The sequence below is a fragment of the Pseudomonas sp. fls2-241-TYG-175 genome, from assembly GCF_030209155.1.
Classification (GTDB): Bacteria; Pseudomonadota; Gammaproteobacteria; order Pseudomonadales; family Pseudomonadaceae; genus Aquipseudomonas; species Aquipseudomonas viridiflava.
This window is the reverse complement of sequence record NZ_JARVSO010000016.1, coordinates 65220-80289: the sequence shown is the minus strand read 5'-3', so window position 1 is coordinate 80289 and position 15070 is coordinate 65220. Positions and strand designations below refer to the sequence as shown.

Genomic DNA, 15070 nt, shown 5'->3' with positions numbered 1-15070 from the left:
CACTATAAAGAGAACCCGTTCCATTCGGCTTCATTCACTGTCAGGCTTGTCTGCGGTGTTTGAAGTCTGATGAACGGGTTTTTTATCGACTTGTGAAAAGGGCTGTCCATGCAACGCCATTCCGTTCCCCATTCCAGACTGCTGCGCTCGCTTCTGCTGGGGCTGCTTGTGTCGCCAGCGCTGGGTTTTGCGGCGGGTAAATGTGAGCGGCTGATCGTGACCGGCAGCCCTGACGCGCCGCCGTACCTGTGGCGCGATCCTCAGGATCCCAGGCACCTGATGGGCGCCAACGCTGATCTGTTGAAACAGGCGGCCGGAGAGCTGGGTATCAAGGTCGAGTTTCTGTACGCAGGCAAGCGCAGCCAGGCCCTCGAAGAGGTACGCACCGGACGCATGGACCTGCTGGCCGATGCGCCCATGAATGCCGCACAACTGGATGCCCTTGACTACATCCATCCAGCCATCGCGCAGAACGATATCGTGATCTGGACGCGTCATGATCATGCTGTTCCGCTGACGACGCTCAGCGAGCTTCATGGTCACAGCGGCGCCATCTCTGACAAAACGCGGCTGACGCCTGACTTCGACGAGGCCACCCGACAGCATTTGAAGCTGGAGCGCGTTTCCGGTCTGACCCCGGCATTCCAGAAACTGGCGCTGGGCGAGGTTGATTACGTGCTGGCCGGTCGCTATGCGGGGATGGTCATGGTGCAGACATTGGGCTTGTCGGCTGACGTAGTTGCCCAGCCTTTACCTCTCGACAGGCCCGGTTTCTACCTGGCGCTGTCGTTCAATTCGGCCTGCAACGATCCATGGTTGCGCGGACAGCTGGCGAAAAAGATGACAGAATCGGCCGCCTCCGGCCTTGCAGGTGAAGTGATCCGACACAATCTGGATCTCTGGAAAACCCAGCTGTTGCAGCCTGCCAGTGCCAGCGCCTCAACCAAGTAGGGATGTTTTTTGTGAGTATTCGTTTTTCAATCGCCGCCCTGGCAGCCGCCATGCTGGTCGGTTGCGCCAGTGATCCGGTTCCGACCGAGCAATTCAAGCTGACCGAGCAGGCGCTTGAGCAGGCCAAGGCTGTCGGTGCTGACGAGCAACCCGAGCTGGAAACGGCCGAGGCCAAGTTCGCCGATGCCCGTACCGACATGGCTGACAAGTCCTACAAGGACGCGCGCATGAAAGCCGAGCAGGCCGAGCTGGATGCCCGTCTGGCAGAGGCGCGCGTCCTGACGCTGAAAAGCCAGGAGCAGATCACGCAGTTGAACACCCGCCTTAATCGTTTGCGCAAGCAACTGGGAGACGCCCAATGAACCGCATTCCACGTGCGCTGAGCGTTTGCCTGTTGCTGGGCTCTGCGGGTCTTTACGGTTGCGCCGGCCACCAGAACAGTGATCAGGCCCTGCAGCAGGCCAGTGCGGACTTCCAGAAGGTCAAGGAAGACACCGATGTGCTGCGCAGTGCGCCGAAAGACGTGATTCGTGCCGGTGAGTCACTGGCTCGTGCCGAGCGACTCTCCAGTTACCTGGGCAGCGGCGCCGACGTGAATCATTACGCCTATTTGAGCAGCCGCTACAGCGAAATCGCCCGTGAGCACAGCAATCTCATGCTGAGCCAGGAGCGTCTGGCGAAAATGGAAATGGAACGTCAGCGCCTGCAGTTGGGTTTGCGCGAAGCCAAGCTGGCCAGCGCCCAGCAGCAGGGCAGGTGGCTTGAAGACCAGATCCTCAGCCTCGCCACAACCCAGACCGATCGTGGGCTGGTCATGACCCTGGGCGATGTGCTGTTTGATGCGGGCCATGCCGAGCTGAAGAATTCTGCGAGTCGCACCGTGCTCAAGGTCGTGCAGTTCCTGCAGATCAACCCGCGCCGGATCGTCAGGATCGAGGGCTATACCGACAGCACCGGTGATCGTCAGGAAAACCTCAAGCTGTCCCGTGATCGGGCACAGGCCGTTGCTGACGTGCTGATGGACCTTGGGATCGATGAAAAGCGAATCAAGGTCGAGGGTTATGGTCAGGAATTCCCGGTCAACGTGAACGCAACCGAACGTGGGCGCGCTCAGAATCGTCGCGTTGAAATCGTCTTTTCCGACGAGAAGGGTCAGCTTGGCGCGGCTCGTTAAGGCTGGGTTCTGGCTTTGCTCCGTCAAAGTTGCCTAGGGGGAAGGATGACCTGAGTCGTGCGCTCGGCTTACGGAATCCGCAGTCTGTGCCATTTGTGACGCGGAGCGTCACGGGCGACATGCCTACGCTCCTGAGTGGTAACGCCGCTCAGGACGCTCCGCGTCCGCTCTCGAGCGTGGCTGGCTTGAGCGTGCGCTCATTAATTTTTCGCACCCCACGCATTCGCTGGCCCGTGCTCAAACTGTTCCAGTACACTTCATGACAATGGTCGGCCACCACCAATCTGTTTTATAAAAAAATGGCCGACCCTCATGAGGCTGTGGTCATGACCAATCTTTTGCTTTATCAGCGCATCGCTCAGCAACTGGCTGAAGACATTCGTCGTGGTGTTTATCAGCCCGGCGAGCGTGTGCCGTCGGTGCGCAAGATGAGTTCGCAGCTCAACGTCAGTCATGCCACGGTCTTGCAGGCTTACGCGAACCTTGAAGATCAAGGGTTGATCCGGGCCAGGCCGCAGTCCGGCTATTACGTGCATCAGACGCCTGCGTTGACGGCCTCCACGCCTGACATCGCCCGCGTCGAGCGTCCGGGTCTGGTCACGCGTAGCAGCATCATTCAACAAGTGCTTGAGGAGTCGCGCCGAGAAGGGGTCTTCGCGCTGGGTGCAGCGGTGCCTCATGTGGACTATCTGCCTGTTCGCGCGCTGCATCAGCAGCTCGCCAAGGTCACGCGTTTTCACAGTCCGCGGGCATTCAGTTACATGTTCAGCCCGGGTTTCGAGCCGTTGCGCAGGCAGGTGGCTATTCGAATGCGTGATGCGGGCGTGGTGGTCGATCCGTCTGAAGTGGTGATCACACACGGTTGTGTCGATGCGCTGCAGATGGCATTACGCGTCCTGACTCGTCCCGGCGATCTGATTGCCGCCGAGTCGCCAGCCTACTACGGCCTGCTTCAACTGGCTGACCTGCTCGGCCTGAAAGTCATCGAGATTCCAAGCGATCCGGCCACCGGCATCAGTCTTGAGGCCTTGCAGCTTGCCGCCAATCAGTGGTCGATCAAGGCGCTGGTGCTGACCTCCCGGCTGAGTAATCCGCTGGGTGGCACCATGCCTGAGGAGCGGCAGAAGAATCTTCTGCGACTGGCTTCGGATTTCGACATTCAGGTCGTCGAAGATGATGTCTATGGCGAGTTGATGTTCGAGGTGGGGCGCACCAAGGCGCTCAAGGCTTTTGATCGGCTGGGGCGGGTGATTTATTGCTCGAGTTTCTCCAAGACGCTGTCACCGGGCGTGCGCGTCGGCTGGATGATCGCCGGCAAGTACCAGGCCGAAATCCAGCGCCTGCAAACCTTCAGCACCCATTCGGCCTGCAGTGTGACGCAGATGGCGGTTGCCGCGTACCTGGAGAATGGCGGCTACGACCGGCACCTCAGGTTTATACGGCTGGAATACCGCAAGAATCTGAGTGCCTACCAACTTGCGGTTCAGCAATCGTTTCCCGAAGGCACGCAGATGAGCAGGCCGGCGGGCGGTTTTATTCTTTGGGTCAGCCTGCCTGGACGGGTCAATACTCAGGAACTTCATGTCCGGGCGTTGGAGCAGGGCATCAGTATTGCGCCGGGGCTTATTTTCAGTAACACCGAGCAATTCAACCACTGTATTCGACTCAATTGCGGAATGCCCTGGAACAGGGAGGCGGAGCGTGCATTGATGACATTGGGAATGTTGGCCAGACAGTTGTGTCAGGAAGTTTCGCCAGCCTACTGAATGCCAGCCGATTTTCGTCAAATGTTCGGAACTCTTGGCTTGTCATGCATGCCTCAAAAGCACAGCATGTAGCTCTTTCGGCTTTGCCACTGTCTTGTCTGATTTTTGCCTATGAATATGTTTCGCTGTCTGGGGCTTTGCGTGATCGTTTTACTGAGCGCGTGTGACGCTCGGGAAACGCCGGTGCCCAAACCAAAGACCGAAAGTAGCGCGCCTGCGGCGGCGCAGGCTCCAGTCGCTGCCGAGGCGCGTTCCACGGTCGATTCGCCACGCGAGTCTGTGGTCACCGATTCGGCATCCGAGAAGTCGCCCGTGACGATGCACGAGTTGATGCCCAATATTCCGGTGAAGCCGGTGGTGGCTGGCAAGGAGTCGTCTCAGCCCGTGGCACCCCGTCCTATCCTCGAGGCAGTTGAAAAACCCCGGCCGACTGTGAAAGCGGCGGCGACAAAGTCGACAGCCGTGAAGCGTGAGGTGGCTGCCAAGACTGGCAAAGAGGTCAAGGCCAGGGACGTGCGTCTCAATCCGCCGAAGCTGGACCTCAGCCTGCCTCCCGAGATGGTCAAGGCGCTCGATCCACCTGCCAATGTCATCACGGCCAAACGAAAGCCGATATTGCCGCAGATGTTCGGCGGCAAGGATTCGCCTTCGGACTCAGGGGCCTTCGAGTTGAATGGCCGACTGCTGTCCAATGAAATGCAGCTGCAGATGCGTAATGACAACCGTCGCGACGTCGAAGGTGCAGCGCTGGACTTCAAATTTCACCAGTAAGGCATCATCATCGTCCGGAACGCAGTTTTCAAACGGGCGTATTGATGAGTACTATCCTGCTTCTTTCAATCATTCAGCAAGGGTTCGGGTCATGGACTGCCGCTCTGGTTGCGGTGCCTGCTGCATCGCGCCTTCCATCACGTCTCCCATACCGGGCATGCCGAACGGCAAGCCGGCAGGGGAGCGCTGTCTGCATCTTTCCATCGAGCTTCTTTGCGGGTTGTTCGGTAATCCCGAACGGCCAGCGGTCTGCAGTCAGTTCAAGGCGGCGGAGGATGTGTGTGGCGTCGATCAGGCTGATGCGATCCGTCTGATCGGATGGTGGGAAAAAATGACCGCAGTTGCCTGAACAAGCTGTTCTACATGATGGTTTCGTCGGCATCTCAACAATAAGGAATAAGACAATGGGTCCGCTGTATCGCATGGCTGTCGCTTGTGGCTTGACTGTAATGCTGGTGGGGGCTGTTCAGGCTGAAGACTGGCAGGTCGCCAAGGACGAAGACGGCATCAAGGTTTCGCTCAGTGATGTGCCGGGCTCCAAGTACAAGGCGTATCGCGGGGTGGCGATCATCAATGCCAGCGTGAGCAAGTTGCGCGCGCTGCAGGAAGACGTGGCGGGTGCCTGTGCCTGGATCCATGAGTGCCAGTCACAGAAGGTGCTCAAGCATGAAGGCAACAAGGCCTGGACTTATACGCGTTTCAATACGCCCTGGCCTGTTACGCCGCGTGATTCGGTGCTGCTGATTACCACGCAAGAGGGGGCTGACGGCAGTCTTACCCGAAATATTCAGGAACAGCCTGACTACATCCCCGAAGAGAAAGGTTATGTACGTGTGGCGGAGGTCGAAGGTTTCTGGAAGCTGGTGCCCAAAGGGCCCAACCAGACTGAGGTAACGTATCAGGTGCACACCGAGCCCGGCGGCAGCGTGCCGTCCATGCTGGCCAACAAGTTCGTGGTCGACGCGCCTTTCAACACTCTGAAGGCGTTGCGGGAGAGGGCAGCGCAATAACGTCACGGTCTTGATGCGATAACTGAAAAGGGCTGCCATTGGCAGCCCTTTTTCGTTTTGCAGTACGGCTTACTTGCGGTCTTTGAGCTCGACAATGTCGCGCTGCACGTTGCCGGTGTACAGCTGGCGTGGGCGGCCGATCTTGTAAGGGCTCGAGAGCATTTCCTTCCAGTGCGAGATCCAGCCGACGGTCCGCGCCAGGGCGAAGATCACGGTGAACATGCTGGTCGGAATGCCGATGGCTTTCAGGATGATGCCCGAGTAGAAATCGACGTTCGGGTACAGCGAGCGCTCGATGAAGTACGGATCGGTCAGGGCGATCTCTTCAAGGCGCATGGCCAGTTCGAGCTGAGGATCGTTGGTGATGCCCAGTTCTTTCAGCACTTCGTCGCAGGTCTGCTTCATCACGGTGGCGCGTGGGTCACGGTTCTTGTAGACGCGGTGACCGAAGCCCATGAGCTTGAACGGATCGTTCTTGTCCTTGGCCTTGGCGATGAAGGTGTCGATGTTCGAAACATCGCCGATTTCATCGAGCATGGTCAGTACAGCCTCGTTGGCGCCGCCGTGAGCGGGGCCCCAGAGCGCTGCAATGCCTGCGGCAATACAGGCGAACGGGTTGGCACCCGAAGAGCCCGCCATACGCACTGTGGACGTCGAGGCGTTCTGTTCGTGGTCGGCGTGGAGGATGAAGATCTTGTCCATCGCCTTGGCCAGCACCGGGCTGATCGGCTTGATCTCGCACGGGGTGTTGAACATCATGTGGAGGAAGTTTTCGGCGTAGCTGAGGTCATTGCGCGGGTACATCATGGGCTGGCCCATGGAGTACTTGTAAACCATGGCGGCCAGGGTCGGCATCTTGGCGACCAGGCGCACGGCGGAAATCTCGCGGTGCTGCGGATTATTGATGTCCAGCGAGTCGTGGTAAAACGCTGAAAGCGCGCCGACCACGCCGCACATGACGGCCATCGGGTGGGCGTCGCGACGGAAGCCGTTGAAAAAGGTCTTGAGCTGTTCGTGGACCATCGTGTGGTTCTTGACCACGGCGACGAACTGGGCTTTCTGCTCGGCGGTCGGCAATTCGCCGTTGAGCAGCAGGTAGCAGGTCTCCAGGTAGTCGGAGTGCTGGGCCAGTTGTTCGATAGGGTAGCCGCGGTGCAGCAGGATTCCGTTGTCACCATCGATGTAGGTGATCTTCGACTCGCAAGAGGCGGTCGACATGAAGCCAGGGTCGAATGTGAAGCGGCCGGTGGCGGTGAGACCGCGTACGTCGATCACGTCCGGACCCACTGTACCGGTCAGAATTGGCAGCTCGACGGGGGCAGCGCCCTCGATGATCAACTGCGCTTTTTTGTCAGCCATGTGGCCTCCTATTTATGCTTCAAATCATCAGACAGGCCCCCCACGCAGGGCCCGCATCACTATAGTGAGATAAATTCTAAAGTCAATTTGGCTAAAGTCGCGCTCCAGAAGGCCTTCCTGCATATTTTTCAAGGCCCGTTTCCTGCCGTTTACGCCTTTTACGTGACGAGCGCAATCCGCTATTGGCGGTAAGTCTGTGCGTTGTCATTAGTAACCTAACTGTCTATACTCGGCGTCCGACCGCCGGGGGCTTTTGGGCCTGTTCGAAGGGGGTCGTCACTTCCTGGGTGGTGGGTACCTGACCAGTGCACTTCCCAACAACTTGCCCTGATTGTTAGGGGCTCTTCAGTGTGAAAAAAGCCGTGAATAGCCAACGACCTGTAAATCTAGACCTAAGGACCATCAAGCTCCCAGTCACTGCTTACACGTCCATCCTTCACCGTATCTCCGGTGTCATCCTCTTTGTCGGTATTGCAATCATGCTGTACGCAATGGACAAGTCGCTGGCATCCGAAGAGGGCTTCGGTGAAGTAAAGGCGTGTCTGACCAGCCCGCTGGCCAAGCTTGTCATCTGGGGGCTGCTGTCTGCCCTGCTGTATCACCTGGTGGCCGGTATCCGTCACCTGATCATGGACACGGGAGTGGGCGAGACGCTGGAAGGCGGCAAGCTGGGCTCCAAAATCGTTATCGCGGTTTCCGTGGTACTGATTCTTCTGGCAGGAGTATGGATATGGTAACCAACGTCACCAACCTTTCACGTTCGGGCCTCTATGACTGGATGGCGCAGCGTGTTTCTGCGGTCGTGCTCGCGGCTTATTTCATATTCCTGATCGGATACATGGTCTTTCACCCGGGTCTGAGCTACGCCCAATGGCATGATCTGTTCGCGAACAACTGGATGCGCATCTTCAGTCTGCTGGCCCTCGTTGCCCTCGGCGCTCACGCCTGGGTCGGCATGTGGACCATCGCGACCGACTACCTGACGCCGATGGCGCTGGGCAAGTCCGCGACTGCAGTCCGTTTCCTGTTCCAGGCGGTATGCGGCGTTCTGATGTTCGCCTACTTCGTCTGGGGCGTGCAGATTCTTTGGGGTATCTGATCCATGGCTAACACAAATACGCTTTCTTTCGACGCCATCATCATTGGTGGTGGCGGTGCAGGCATGCGCGCTGCGCTGCAGCTCGCTCAGGGTGGTCACAAGACCGCCGTGGTCACCAAGGTCTTCCCGACCCGCTCGCACACTGTATCCGCACAGGGTGGCATCACCTGCGCAATCGCTTCGGCCGACCCGAACGATGACTGGCGCTGGCACATGTACGATACCGTCAAGGGTTCCGACTACATCGGCGACCAGGACGCTATCGAGTACATGTGTTCCGTAGGTCCGGAAGCGGTCTTCGAGCTCGAACACATGGGCCTGCCGTTTTCCCGTACCGAACAGGGTCGTATCTATCAGCGTCCGTTTGGTGGCCAGTCCAAGGACTTCGGCAAGGGTGGTCAGGCTGCACGTACCTGCGCCGCGGCCGACCGTACCGGTCACGCACTGTTGCACACCCTGTATCAGGCCAACCTGAAGGCCGGCACCGTATTCCTGAACGAATACTACGCAGTGGATCTGGTGAAGAACCAGGACGGCGCGTTCGTCGGCATCATCGCCATCTGCATCGAAACCGGTGAGACCTCTTACATTCGCGCCAACGCAACTGTACTGGCGACCGGTGGTGCAGGCCGTATCTACTCTTCGACCACCAACGCCCTGATCAACACTGGCGACGGTATCGGCATGGCGCTGCGCGCCGGTGTGCCGGTTCAGGACATCGAGATGTGGCAGTTCCACCCGACCGGCATTGCTGGCGCAGGTGTACTGGTTACCGAAGGCTGCCGCGGTGAAGGCGGCTACCTGATCAACAAGCACGGCGAGCGTTTCATGGAGCGTTATGCTCCGAACGCGAAAGACCTTGCCGGTCGTGACGTCGTTGCGCGTTCCATGGTCAAGGAAATCATTGCCGGTAACGGCTGTGGTCCTGACGGTGACCACGTGATGCTCAAGCTCGATCACCTCGGTGAGGAAGTGCTGCACAGCCGCCTGCCAGGCATCATGGAACTGTCCAAGACCTTCGCACACGTTGACCCGGCTTCCGCGCCGATCCCTGTGGTACCGACCTGCCACTATATGATGGGCGGCGTTGCCACCAATATTCACGGTCAGGCAATCACTCAGGACGCGGCTGGAACGGATCAGATCATTCCGGGTCTGTTCGCTGTAGGTGAAGTGGCTTGCGTATCGGTTCACGGTGCCAACCGTCTGGGCGGCAACTCGTTGCTCGATCTGGTGGTGTTCGGTCGTGCTGCGGGTATCCACCTGGAGCAGGCCCTGCGTGAAGGTGTTGATTACGCCCGTGCTTCCCAGTCCGACATCGACGCCGCTCTGGCGCGTCTTGCCGGCCTGAACGAGCGCACCGAAGGCGAAGACGTTGCCTCGCTGCGTAAAGAGTTGCAAAGCTGCATGCAGAACTACTTCGGTGTATTCCGTACCGGCGAATACATGCAGAAGGGTATTGCCCAGTTGGCAGACCTGCGTGGTCGTATCGCCAACGTCAAGATCAACGACAAGAGCCAGGCGTTCAACACTGCCCGTATCGAAGCGCTTGAACTGCAAAACCTGCTGGAAGTCGCAGAAGCTACCGCGATTGCCGCAGAGCATCGTAAAGAGTCCCGCGGCGCTCACGCCCGTGAAGACTTTGAAGATCGCGACGACGAGAACTGGTTGTGCCACACCCTGTACTTCCCGGGTGACAAGCGCGTAACCAAGCGTGCCGTGAACTTCTCGCCGAAAACTGTTCCGACTTTTGAACCTAAGATTCGGACTTATTAAGGGGTGGCCGATATGTTGCAAGTCAGTGTTTATCGTTACAACCCTGAGCAGGACGCTGCGCCGTTCATGCAGGAGTTTCAGGTCGATACCGGTGGTAAGGACCTGATGGTGCTGGACGTGCTGGCCCTGGTCAAAGAACAGGATCAAGGTTTTTCGTATCGCCGCTCGTGCCGTGAAGGCGTCTGCGGTTCCGACGGTATGAACATGAACGGCAAGAACGGCCTGGCCTGCATCACGCCAGTGTCTGCTGTGGTTGCCAAGGGCAAGCTGATCGTACGTCCGCTGCCGGGCCTGCCGGTCATTCGTGACCTGGTTGTCGATATGAGCATCTTCTACAAGCAGTACGAGAAGGTGAAGCCATTCCTGCAGAACGACACGCCGGCTCCGGCCATCGAACGTCTGCAGACTCCGGAAGAGCGCGAAAAGCTCGATGGCCTGTACGAGTGCATTCTGTGCGCCTGCTGCTCGACATCGTGCCCGTCCTTCTGGTGGAACCCCGACAAGTTCCTGGGTCCGGCTGCACTGCTGCAAGCCTACCGTTTCCTGGCTGACAGCCGTGACACCCGGACCAGTGAGCGTCTGGCTTCACTGGACGATCCGTTCAGCGTCTTCCGCTGCCGTGGGATCATGAACTGCGTCAACGTTTGTCCGAAAGGCCTTAACCCAACCAAGGCTATCGGTCACGTACGCAACATGCTTCTGCAGAACGGCGTCTGATTCAACGCTTTACCTGTAACACCGTTGCACTGAAATGGCCGCGGCGCAGGCTTCAACCGGCGCCGTGGTTTTAACCTGAGCAGTAGCTCGCAAGGCTGCGGCTCTTATTTTGAAGAAATGAGACCAGCAGGGGCATCCGGGCTGGTACCCGGACTATCTGCGTGATTCCCTGGTGACTTGATACAGTCGCTGCACACGACTATTTCAGGATTGCTCTGGTGTCTTCGCCGGTGGTGTCCCCTTACCGAGGGTGACCAAGCATGCAAGAAAGCGTGATGCAGCGCATGTGGAACAGTGCCCACCTATCCGGTGGTAACGCTGCCTATGTGGAAGAGCTCTATGAGCTTTACCTGCACGACCCTAACGCTGTGCCAGAAGAATGGCGCACCTACTTTCAGAAGTTGCCAGCTGATGGCAGCTCTGCCACTGATGTATCGCATTCGACCATTCGCGATCATTTCGTGTTGCTGGCCAAAAACCAGCGCCGCGCTCAACCGGTGTCCGCCGGCAGTGTGAGCAGCGAGCACGAGAAGAAGCAGGTTGAAGTACTGCGACTGATCCAGGCTTATCGTATGCGTGGCCACCAGGCCGCCCAGCTCGATCCGCTGGGTCTGTGGCAGCGTCCTGCACCCGCCGATCTGTCGATCAATCACTACGGCTTGACCAATGCCGATCTGGATACGACTTTCCGCGCCGGCGACTTGTTCATCGGCAAAGAGGAAGCGAGCCTACGCGAAATCCACGAAGCGTTGCAGCAGACATATTGTCGCACCATCGGCTCCGAGTTCACGCACATCGTGGATTCCGAGCAGCGCAACTGGTTCATGCAGCGTCTGGAAAGCGTACGCGGTCGTCCCGTCTTTTCGGCTGACATCCAGAGCCATCTGCTCGAGCGCGTAACCGCTGCCGAAGGCCTCGAAAAATACCTGGGTACCAAATACCCGGGCACCAAGCGTTTCGGCCTGGAAGGCGGCGAAAGCCTGATTCCGATGCTCGACGAGCTGATCCAGCGTTCCGGCTCCTACGGCACCAAGGAAGTCGTGATCGGCATGGCCCACCGTGGCCGTCTGAACGTACTGGTCAACACCTTCGGCAAGAACCCGCGCGACTTGTTCGACGAGTTCGAAGGCAAGAAGAAAGTGGAACTGGGTTCCGGTGACGTCAAGTATCACCAGGGCTTCTCTTCCAACGTCATGACCGCAGGCGGCGAAGTTCACCTCGCCATGGCATTCAACCCGTCCCACCTTGAGATCGTATCTCCGGTGGTCGAGGGGTCGGTGCGCGCGCGTCAGGATCGTCGCAACGATCCGAACGGTGACAAGGTTCTGCCGATCTCCCTTCACGGCGACGCTGCCTTCGCAGGCCAGGGCGTTGTGATGGAAACCTTCCAGATGTCGCAGACCCGCGGCTTCAAGACGGGCGGCACGATCCACATTGTCATCAACAACCAGGTAGGCTTCACCATCAGCAACCCGCTGGACTCGCGTTCCACCGAGTACGCCACCGACGTTGCGAAGATGATTCAGGCACCGATTCTCCATGTGAATGGCGATGATCCTGAAGCCGTGATGTTCGTGACCCAGCTGGCGATCGACTACCGCATGCAGTTCAAGCGTGACATCGTCATCGACCTGGTCTGCTACCGTCGTCGCGGTCACAACGAAGCTGACGAGCCGAGCGGCACCCAGCCTCTGATGTACCAGCAGATCACCAAGCAGCGCACCACCCGCGAGTTGTATGCCGAGCGTCTGATCAAGACCGGCGTTCTCGACGAGGCCCGTGTTCAGGCCAAGGTCGACGACTATCGCAGCGCGCTGGACAATGGTCTGCACGTGGTGAAAAGCCTGGTCAAGGAGCCGAACAAGGAATTGTTCGTCGACTGGCGTCCGTATCTGGGCCACGCCTGGACTGCGCGTCACGACACGCGTTTCGATCTCAAGACCCTGCAGGAACTGTCCGCCAAACTGATGGAGCTGCCGGAAGGCTTCGTCGTGCAGCGTCAGGTCCAGAAGATCTACGAGGATCGCCAGAAGATGCAGGCCGGTGGCTTGCCGATCAACTGGGGCTATGCCGAAACCATGGCGTATGCCACGCTGGCGTTCGAAGGTCACCCGATCCGCATGACGGGTCAGGACATCGGTCGCGGTACGTTCTCGCACCGTCACGCCGTGTTGCACAACCAGAAGGATGCAGGCACCTACATTCCGCTGCAGAACCTGTACGCCGGTCAGCCTCGCTTTGACCTGTATGACTCGTTCCTGTCGGAAGAAGCGGTGCTGGCATTCGAGTACGGCTATTCGACCACCCAGCCCAACGCGCTGGTCATCTGGGAAGCCCAGTTCGGCGACTTCGCCAACGGTGCCCAGGTGGTTGTCGACCAGTTCATCACCAGCGGCGAGCACAAGTGGGGCCGTCTGTGCGGTCTGACCATGCTGTTGCCTCACGGTTATGAAGGGCAGGGCCCGGAGCACTCCTCCGCACGCCTTGAGCGCTACCTGCAATTGTGTGCCGAGCACAACATTCAGGTATGTGTGCCGACCACGCCGGCCCAGATCTACCACTTGCTGCGCCGTCAGGTGATCCGCCCGCTGCGCAAGCCACTGATTGTGCTGACGCCCAAGTCGCTGTTGCGTCACAAGCTTGCGGTTTCGACGCTCGAAGAACTGGCCGAAGGCTCGTTCCAGACCGTGATCCCGGAAATCGATACCCTCGACCCGGCCAAGGTCACACGTCTGGTGCTGTGCAGCGGCAAGGTCTACTACGACCTGCTGGAAAAACGCCGTGCCGAAGGTCGTGAAGATATCGCCATCGTTCGTATCGAGCAGCTGTATCCGTTCCCGGAAGATGACCTGATGGAAACGATCGCGCCTTATACCAACCTGCAGCATGCAGTCTGGTGTCAGGAAGAGCCGATGAACCAGGGTGCCTGGTACAGCAGTCAGCATCATCTGCGTCGCAGTGTGGGTAACCACAAGCGCGAACTCGTTCTCGAGTATGCAGGTCGTGATGCTTCTGCCGCTCCAGCCTGTGGCTACGCTTCGATGCACGCCGAGCAGCAGGAAAAACTCCTGCAAGATGCCTTCACTGTTTAACGCCTTCGAGCATTAGAAACCGAATTAAGGAATTACAGATAATGGCTATCGAGATCAAAGCCCCCTCTTTCCCGGAATCCGTTGCCGACGGCACCATTTCCAAATGGCACAAGCAACCGGGCGAAGCGGTAAAACGTGACGAGCTGCTGGTCGACATCGAGACTGACAAGGTTGTCCTCGAAGTTCTGGCCGAAGCTGACGGCGTGCTGGCATCGATCGTTAAAGGCGAGGGCGACACTGTCCTGTCCAATGAACTGATTGCAACCCTGGATGCCGGTGCAACTGCATCGGCTGCTCCAGCTGCTGCTGCCGCTGCTCCTGCTGCATCGACGCCTGCTGCACCCGCCGCTGACGATGAAGACCCGATTGCTGCGCCTGCCGCACGCCAGCTGGCTGCAGAAAACGGTATCAACCTGGCCAGCGTCAAGGGCACCGGTAAAGACGGCCGTATCACCAAGGAAGACCTGGTTGCTGCGATTGAAGCGAAGAAATCCGCTCCAGCCGCCGCGCCTGCTGCCAAGCCTGCTGCCGCCGCTCCTGTGGTCGCCGCTGGCGACCGCACCGAGAAGCGCGTGCCGATGACCCGTGTGCGTGCAACCGTGGCCAAGCGTCTGGTTGAAGCCCAGTCGAACATGGCCATGCTGACCACGTTCAACGAAGTGGACATGACTGAAGTCATGGCGCTGCGCTCGAAGTACAAGGACCTGTTCGAGAAGTCGCATAACGGCGTACGTCTGGGCTTCATGTCGTTCTTCGTCAAGGCGGCTACCGAAGCACTGAAGCGCTTCCCGGCTGTGAACGCGTCGATCGACGGTTCCGACATCGTTTACCACGGCTACGCTGACGTGGGTGTTGCGGTTTCCAGCGACCGTGGTCTGGTTGTACCGGTTCTGCGTAACGCCGAGCACATGAGCCTGGCTGAAATCGAAGGCGGCATCGCCACCTTCGGCAAGAAGGCGCGCGACGGCAAGCTGTCCATCGACGAGATGACTGGCGGCACGTTCACCATCACCAACGGTGGTACTTTCGGTTCGATGATGTCGACGCCGATCGTCAACCCGCCGCAGGCAGCCATCCTGGGCATGCACAACATTCTGCAGCGTCCCATGGCAGTCAACGGTCAGGTCGTGATCCGTCCAATGATGTATCTGGCACTGTCGTACGATCACCGTTTGATCGACGGTAAAGAAGCTGTAACCTTCCTCGTTACCATCAAGAACCTGCTGGAAGATCCAGCGCGTCTTCTGCTGGATATCTGATGAAGCGGCCACAGGTTGCACGTGTCGGGCTTGAGCGATCAGGTCGATGTGCAGCCTGAGGCTGGTGTGTTGCATCTTATGAATTGGTCGCAAGCC

General features: G+C 58.5%; 14 protein-coding genes. 13 read left to right on the top strand and 1 reads right to left on the bottom strand.

Annotation, left to right across the window (positions count from 1 at the left end; translation table 11 throughout):
* Positions 1-108: 108 nt before the first annotated feature.
* The 7 genes from QRN20_RS13340 to QRN20_RS13310 all read left to right on the top strand — a co-directional run bounded on the left by QRN20_RS13340 (position 109) and on the right by QRN20_RS13310 (position 5672).
* Positions 109-951, top strand: coding sequence for a substrate-binding periplasmic protein (locus tag QRN20_RS13340; protein ID WP_122414148.1), 843 nt, complete (start codon positions 109-111; stop codon positions 949-951).
* An 11-nt stretch (positions 952-962) separates the two neighbouring features.
* Positions 963-1313 carry a DUF4398 domain-containing protein gene (locus QRN20_RS13335; protein WP_025996416.1) on the top strand — a complete coding sequence of 117 codons (351 nt, stop codon included), beginning with the start codon at positions 963-965 and terminating at the stop codon, positions 1311-1313.
* Positions 1310-2125, top strand: coding sequence for an OmpA family protein (locus tag QRN20_RS13330; protein ID WP_004882587.1), 816 nt, complete (start codon positions 1310-1312; stop codon positions 2123-2125). The genes QRN20_RS13335 and QRN20_RS13330 overlap by 4 nt, the downstream gene beginning before the upstream one ends.
* 326 nt (positions 2126-2451) lie before the next feature.
* Positions 2452-3891, top strand: a complete 1440-nt coding sequence (locus QRN20_RS13325) for an aminotransferase-like domain-containing protein (RefSeq protein ID WP_029241474.1) — start codon at positions 2452-2454, stop codon at positions 3889-3891.
* 111 nt (positions 3892-4002) lie between these two features.
* The gene (locus QRN20_RS13320) at positions 4003-4662 is read left to right on the top strand and encodes a hypothetical protein (protein WP_029241475.1); all 660 of its coding nucleotides are present in this window, start codon (positions 4003-4005) and stop codon (positions 4660-4662) included.
* Between the two features lie 91 nt (positions 4663-4753).
* Entirely contained in the window at positions 4754-5011 is a 258-nt protein-coding gene (locus tag QRN20_RS13315; RefSeq protein WP_029241476.1) for a YkgJ family cysteine cluster protein, read from the top strand.
* Positions 5012-5066: 55 nt separating this feature from the next.
* Positions 5067-5672, top strand: coding sequence for an START domain-containing protein (locus QRN20_RS13310; protein ID WP_029241477.1), 606 nt, complete (start codon positions 5067-5069; stop codon positions 5670-5672).
* Between the two features lie 69 nt (positions 5673-5741).
* Here the strand turns inward: QRN20_RS13310 and gltA are convergent, their stop codons facing one another.
* Positions 5742-7031 (bottom strand): citrate synthase, encoded by a 1290-nt coding sequence (gene gltA, locus QRN20_RS13305; protein WP_004882582.1) that lies wholly within the window; start codon positions 7029-7031, stop codon positions 5742-5744.
* A 350-nt stretch (positions 7032-7381) separates the two neighbouring features.
* On the opposite strand from gltA, the gene sdhC reads away from it, so the two are divergent.
* From sdhC to odhB, 6 genes are all read left to right on the top strand, one after another.
* Entirely contained in the window at positions 7382-7768 is a 387-nt protein-coding gene (gene sdhC / locus QRN20_RS13300; protein ID WP_004882581.1) for a succinate dehydrogenase, cytochrome b556 subunit, read from the top strand.
* A complete protein-coding gene (gene sdhD / locus QRN20_RS13295; RefSeq protein WP_004882580.1) occupies positions 7762-8130 on the top strand; it encodes a succinate dehydrogenase, hydrophobic membrane anchor protein in 369 nt (122 codons plus the stop codon). The genes sdhC and sdhD overlap by 7 nt, the downstream gene beginning before the upstream one ends.
* 3 nt (positions 8131-8133) lie before the next feature.
* On the top strand, positions 8134-9906 hold the full coding sequence (gene sdhA, locus QRN20_RS13290) for a succinate dehydrogenase flavoprotein subunit (RefSeq protein WP_004882579.1): 1773 nt from the start codon (positions 8134-8136) through the stop codon (positions 9904-9906).
* A 12-nt stretch (positions 9907-9918) separates the two neighbouring features.
* Positions 9919-10623, top strand: a complete 705-nt coding sequence (locus QRN20_RS13285) for a succinate dehydrogenase iron-sulfur subunit (protein ID WP_004882578.1) — start codon at positions 9919-9921, stop codon at positions 10621-10623.
* A 260-nt stretch (positions 10624-10883) separates the two neighbouring features.
* Entirely contained in the window at positions 10884-13715 is a 2832-nt protein-coding gene (locus QRN20_RS13280; protein ID WP_029241478.1) for a 2-oxoglutarate dehydrogenase E1 component, read from the top strand.
* A gap of 41 nt (positions 13716-13756) precedes the next feature.
* Positions 13757-14974, top strand: a complete 1218-nt coding sequence (odhB, locus tag QRN20_RS13275; RefSeq protein WP_285360542.1) for a 2-oxoglutarate dehydrogenase complex dihydrolipoyllysine-residue succinyltransferase — start codon at positions 13757-13759, stop codon at positions 14972-14974.
* Positions 14975-15070 lie beyond the last annotated feature (96 nt).

Bases quoted from the DNA above. Each gene is read 5' to 3' on its own strand.
- QRN20_RS13340 (WP_122414148.1), top strand. From the start codon at position 109: ATGCAACGCCATTCCGTTCCCCATTCCAGACTGCTGCGCTCGCTTCTG.
- QRN20_RS13330 (WP_004882587.1), top strand. From the start codon at position 1,310: ATGAACCGCATTCCACGTGCGCTGAGCGTTTGCCTGTTGCTGGGCTCT.
- QRN20_RS13325 (WP_029241474.1), top strand. From the start codon at position 2,452: ATGACCAATCTTTTGCTTTATCAGCGCATCGCTCAGCAACTGGCTGAA.
- QRN20_RS13320 (WP_029241475.1), top strand. From the start codon at position 4,003: ATGAATATGTTTCGCTGTCTGGGGCTTTGCGTGATCGTTTTACTGAGC.
- QRN20_RS13315 (WP_029241476.1), top strand. From the start codon at position 4,754: ATGGACTGCCGCTCTGGTTGCGGTGCCTGCTGCATCGCGCCTTCCATC.
- QRN20_RS13310 (WP_029241477.1), top strand. From the start codon at position 5,067: ATGGGTCCGCTGTATCGCATGGCTGTCGCTTGTGGCTTGACTGTAATG.
- gltA (WP_004882582.1), bottom strand. From the start codon at position 7,031: ATGGCTGACAAAAAAGCGCAGTTGATCATCGAGGGCGCTGCCCCCGTC.
- sdhD (WP_004882580.1), top strand. From the start codon at position 7,762: ATGGTAACCAACGTCACCAACCTTTCACGTTCGGGCCTCTATGACTGG.
- sdhA (WP_004882579.1), top strand. From the start codon at position 8,134: ATGGCTAACACAAATACGCTTTCTTTCGACGCCATCATCATTGGTGGT.
- QRN20_RS13285 (WP_004882578.1), top strand. From the start codon at position 9,919: ATGTTGCAAGTCAGTGTTTATCGTTACAACCCTGAGCAGGACGCTGCG.
- QRN20_RS13280 (WP_029241478.1), top strand. From the start codon at position 10,884: ATGCAAGAAAGCGTGATGCAGCGCATGTGGAACAGTGCCCACCTATCC.
- odhB (WP_285360542.1), top strand. From the start codon at position 13,757: ATGGCTATCGAGATCAAAGCCCCCTCTTTCCCGGAATCCGTTGCCGAC.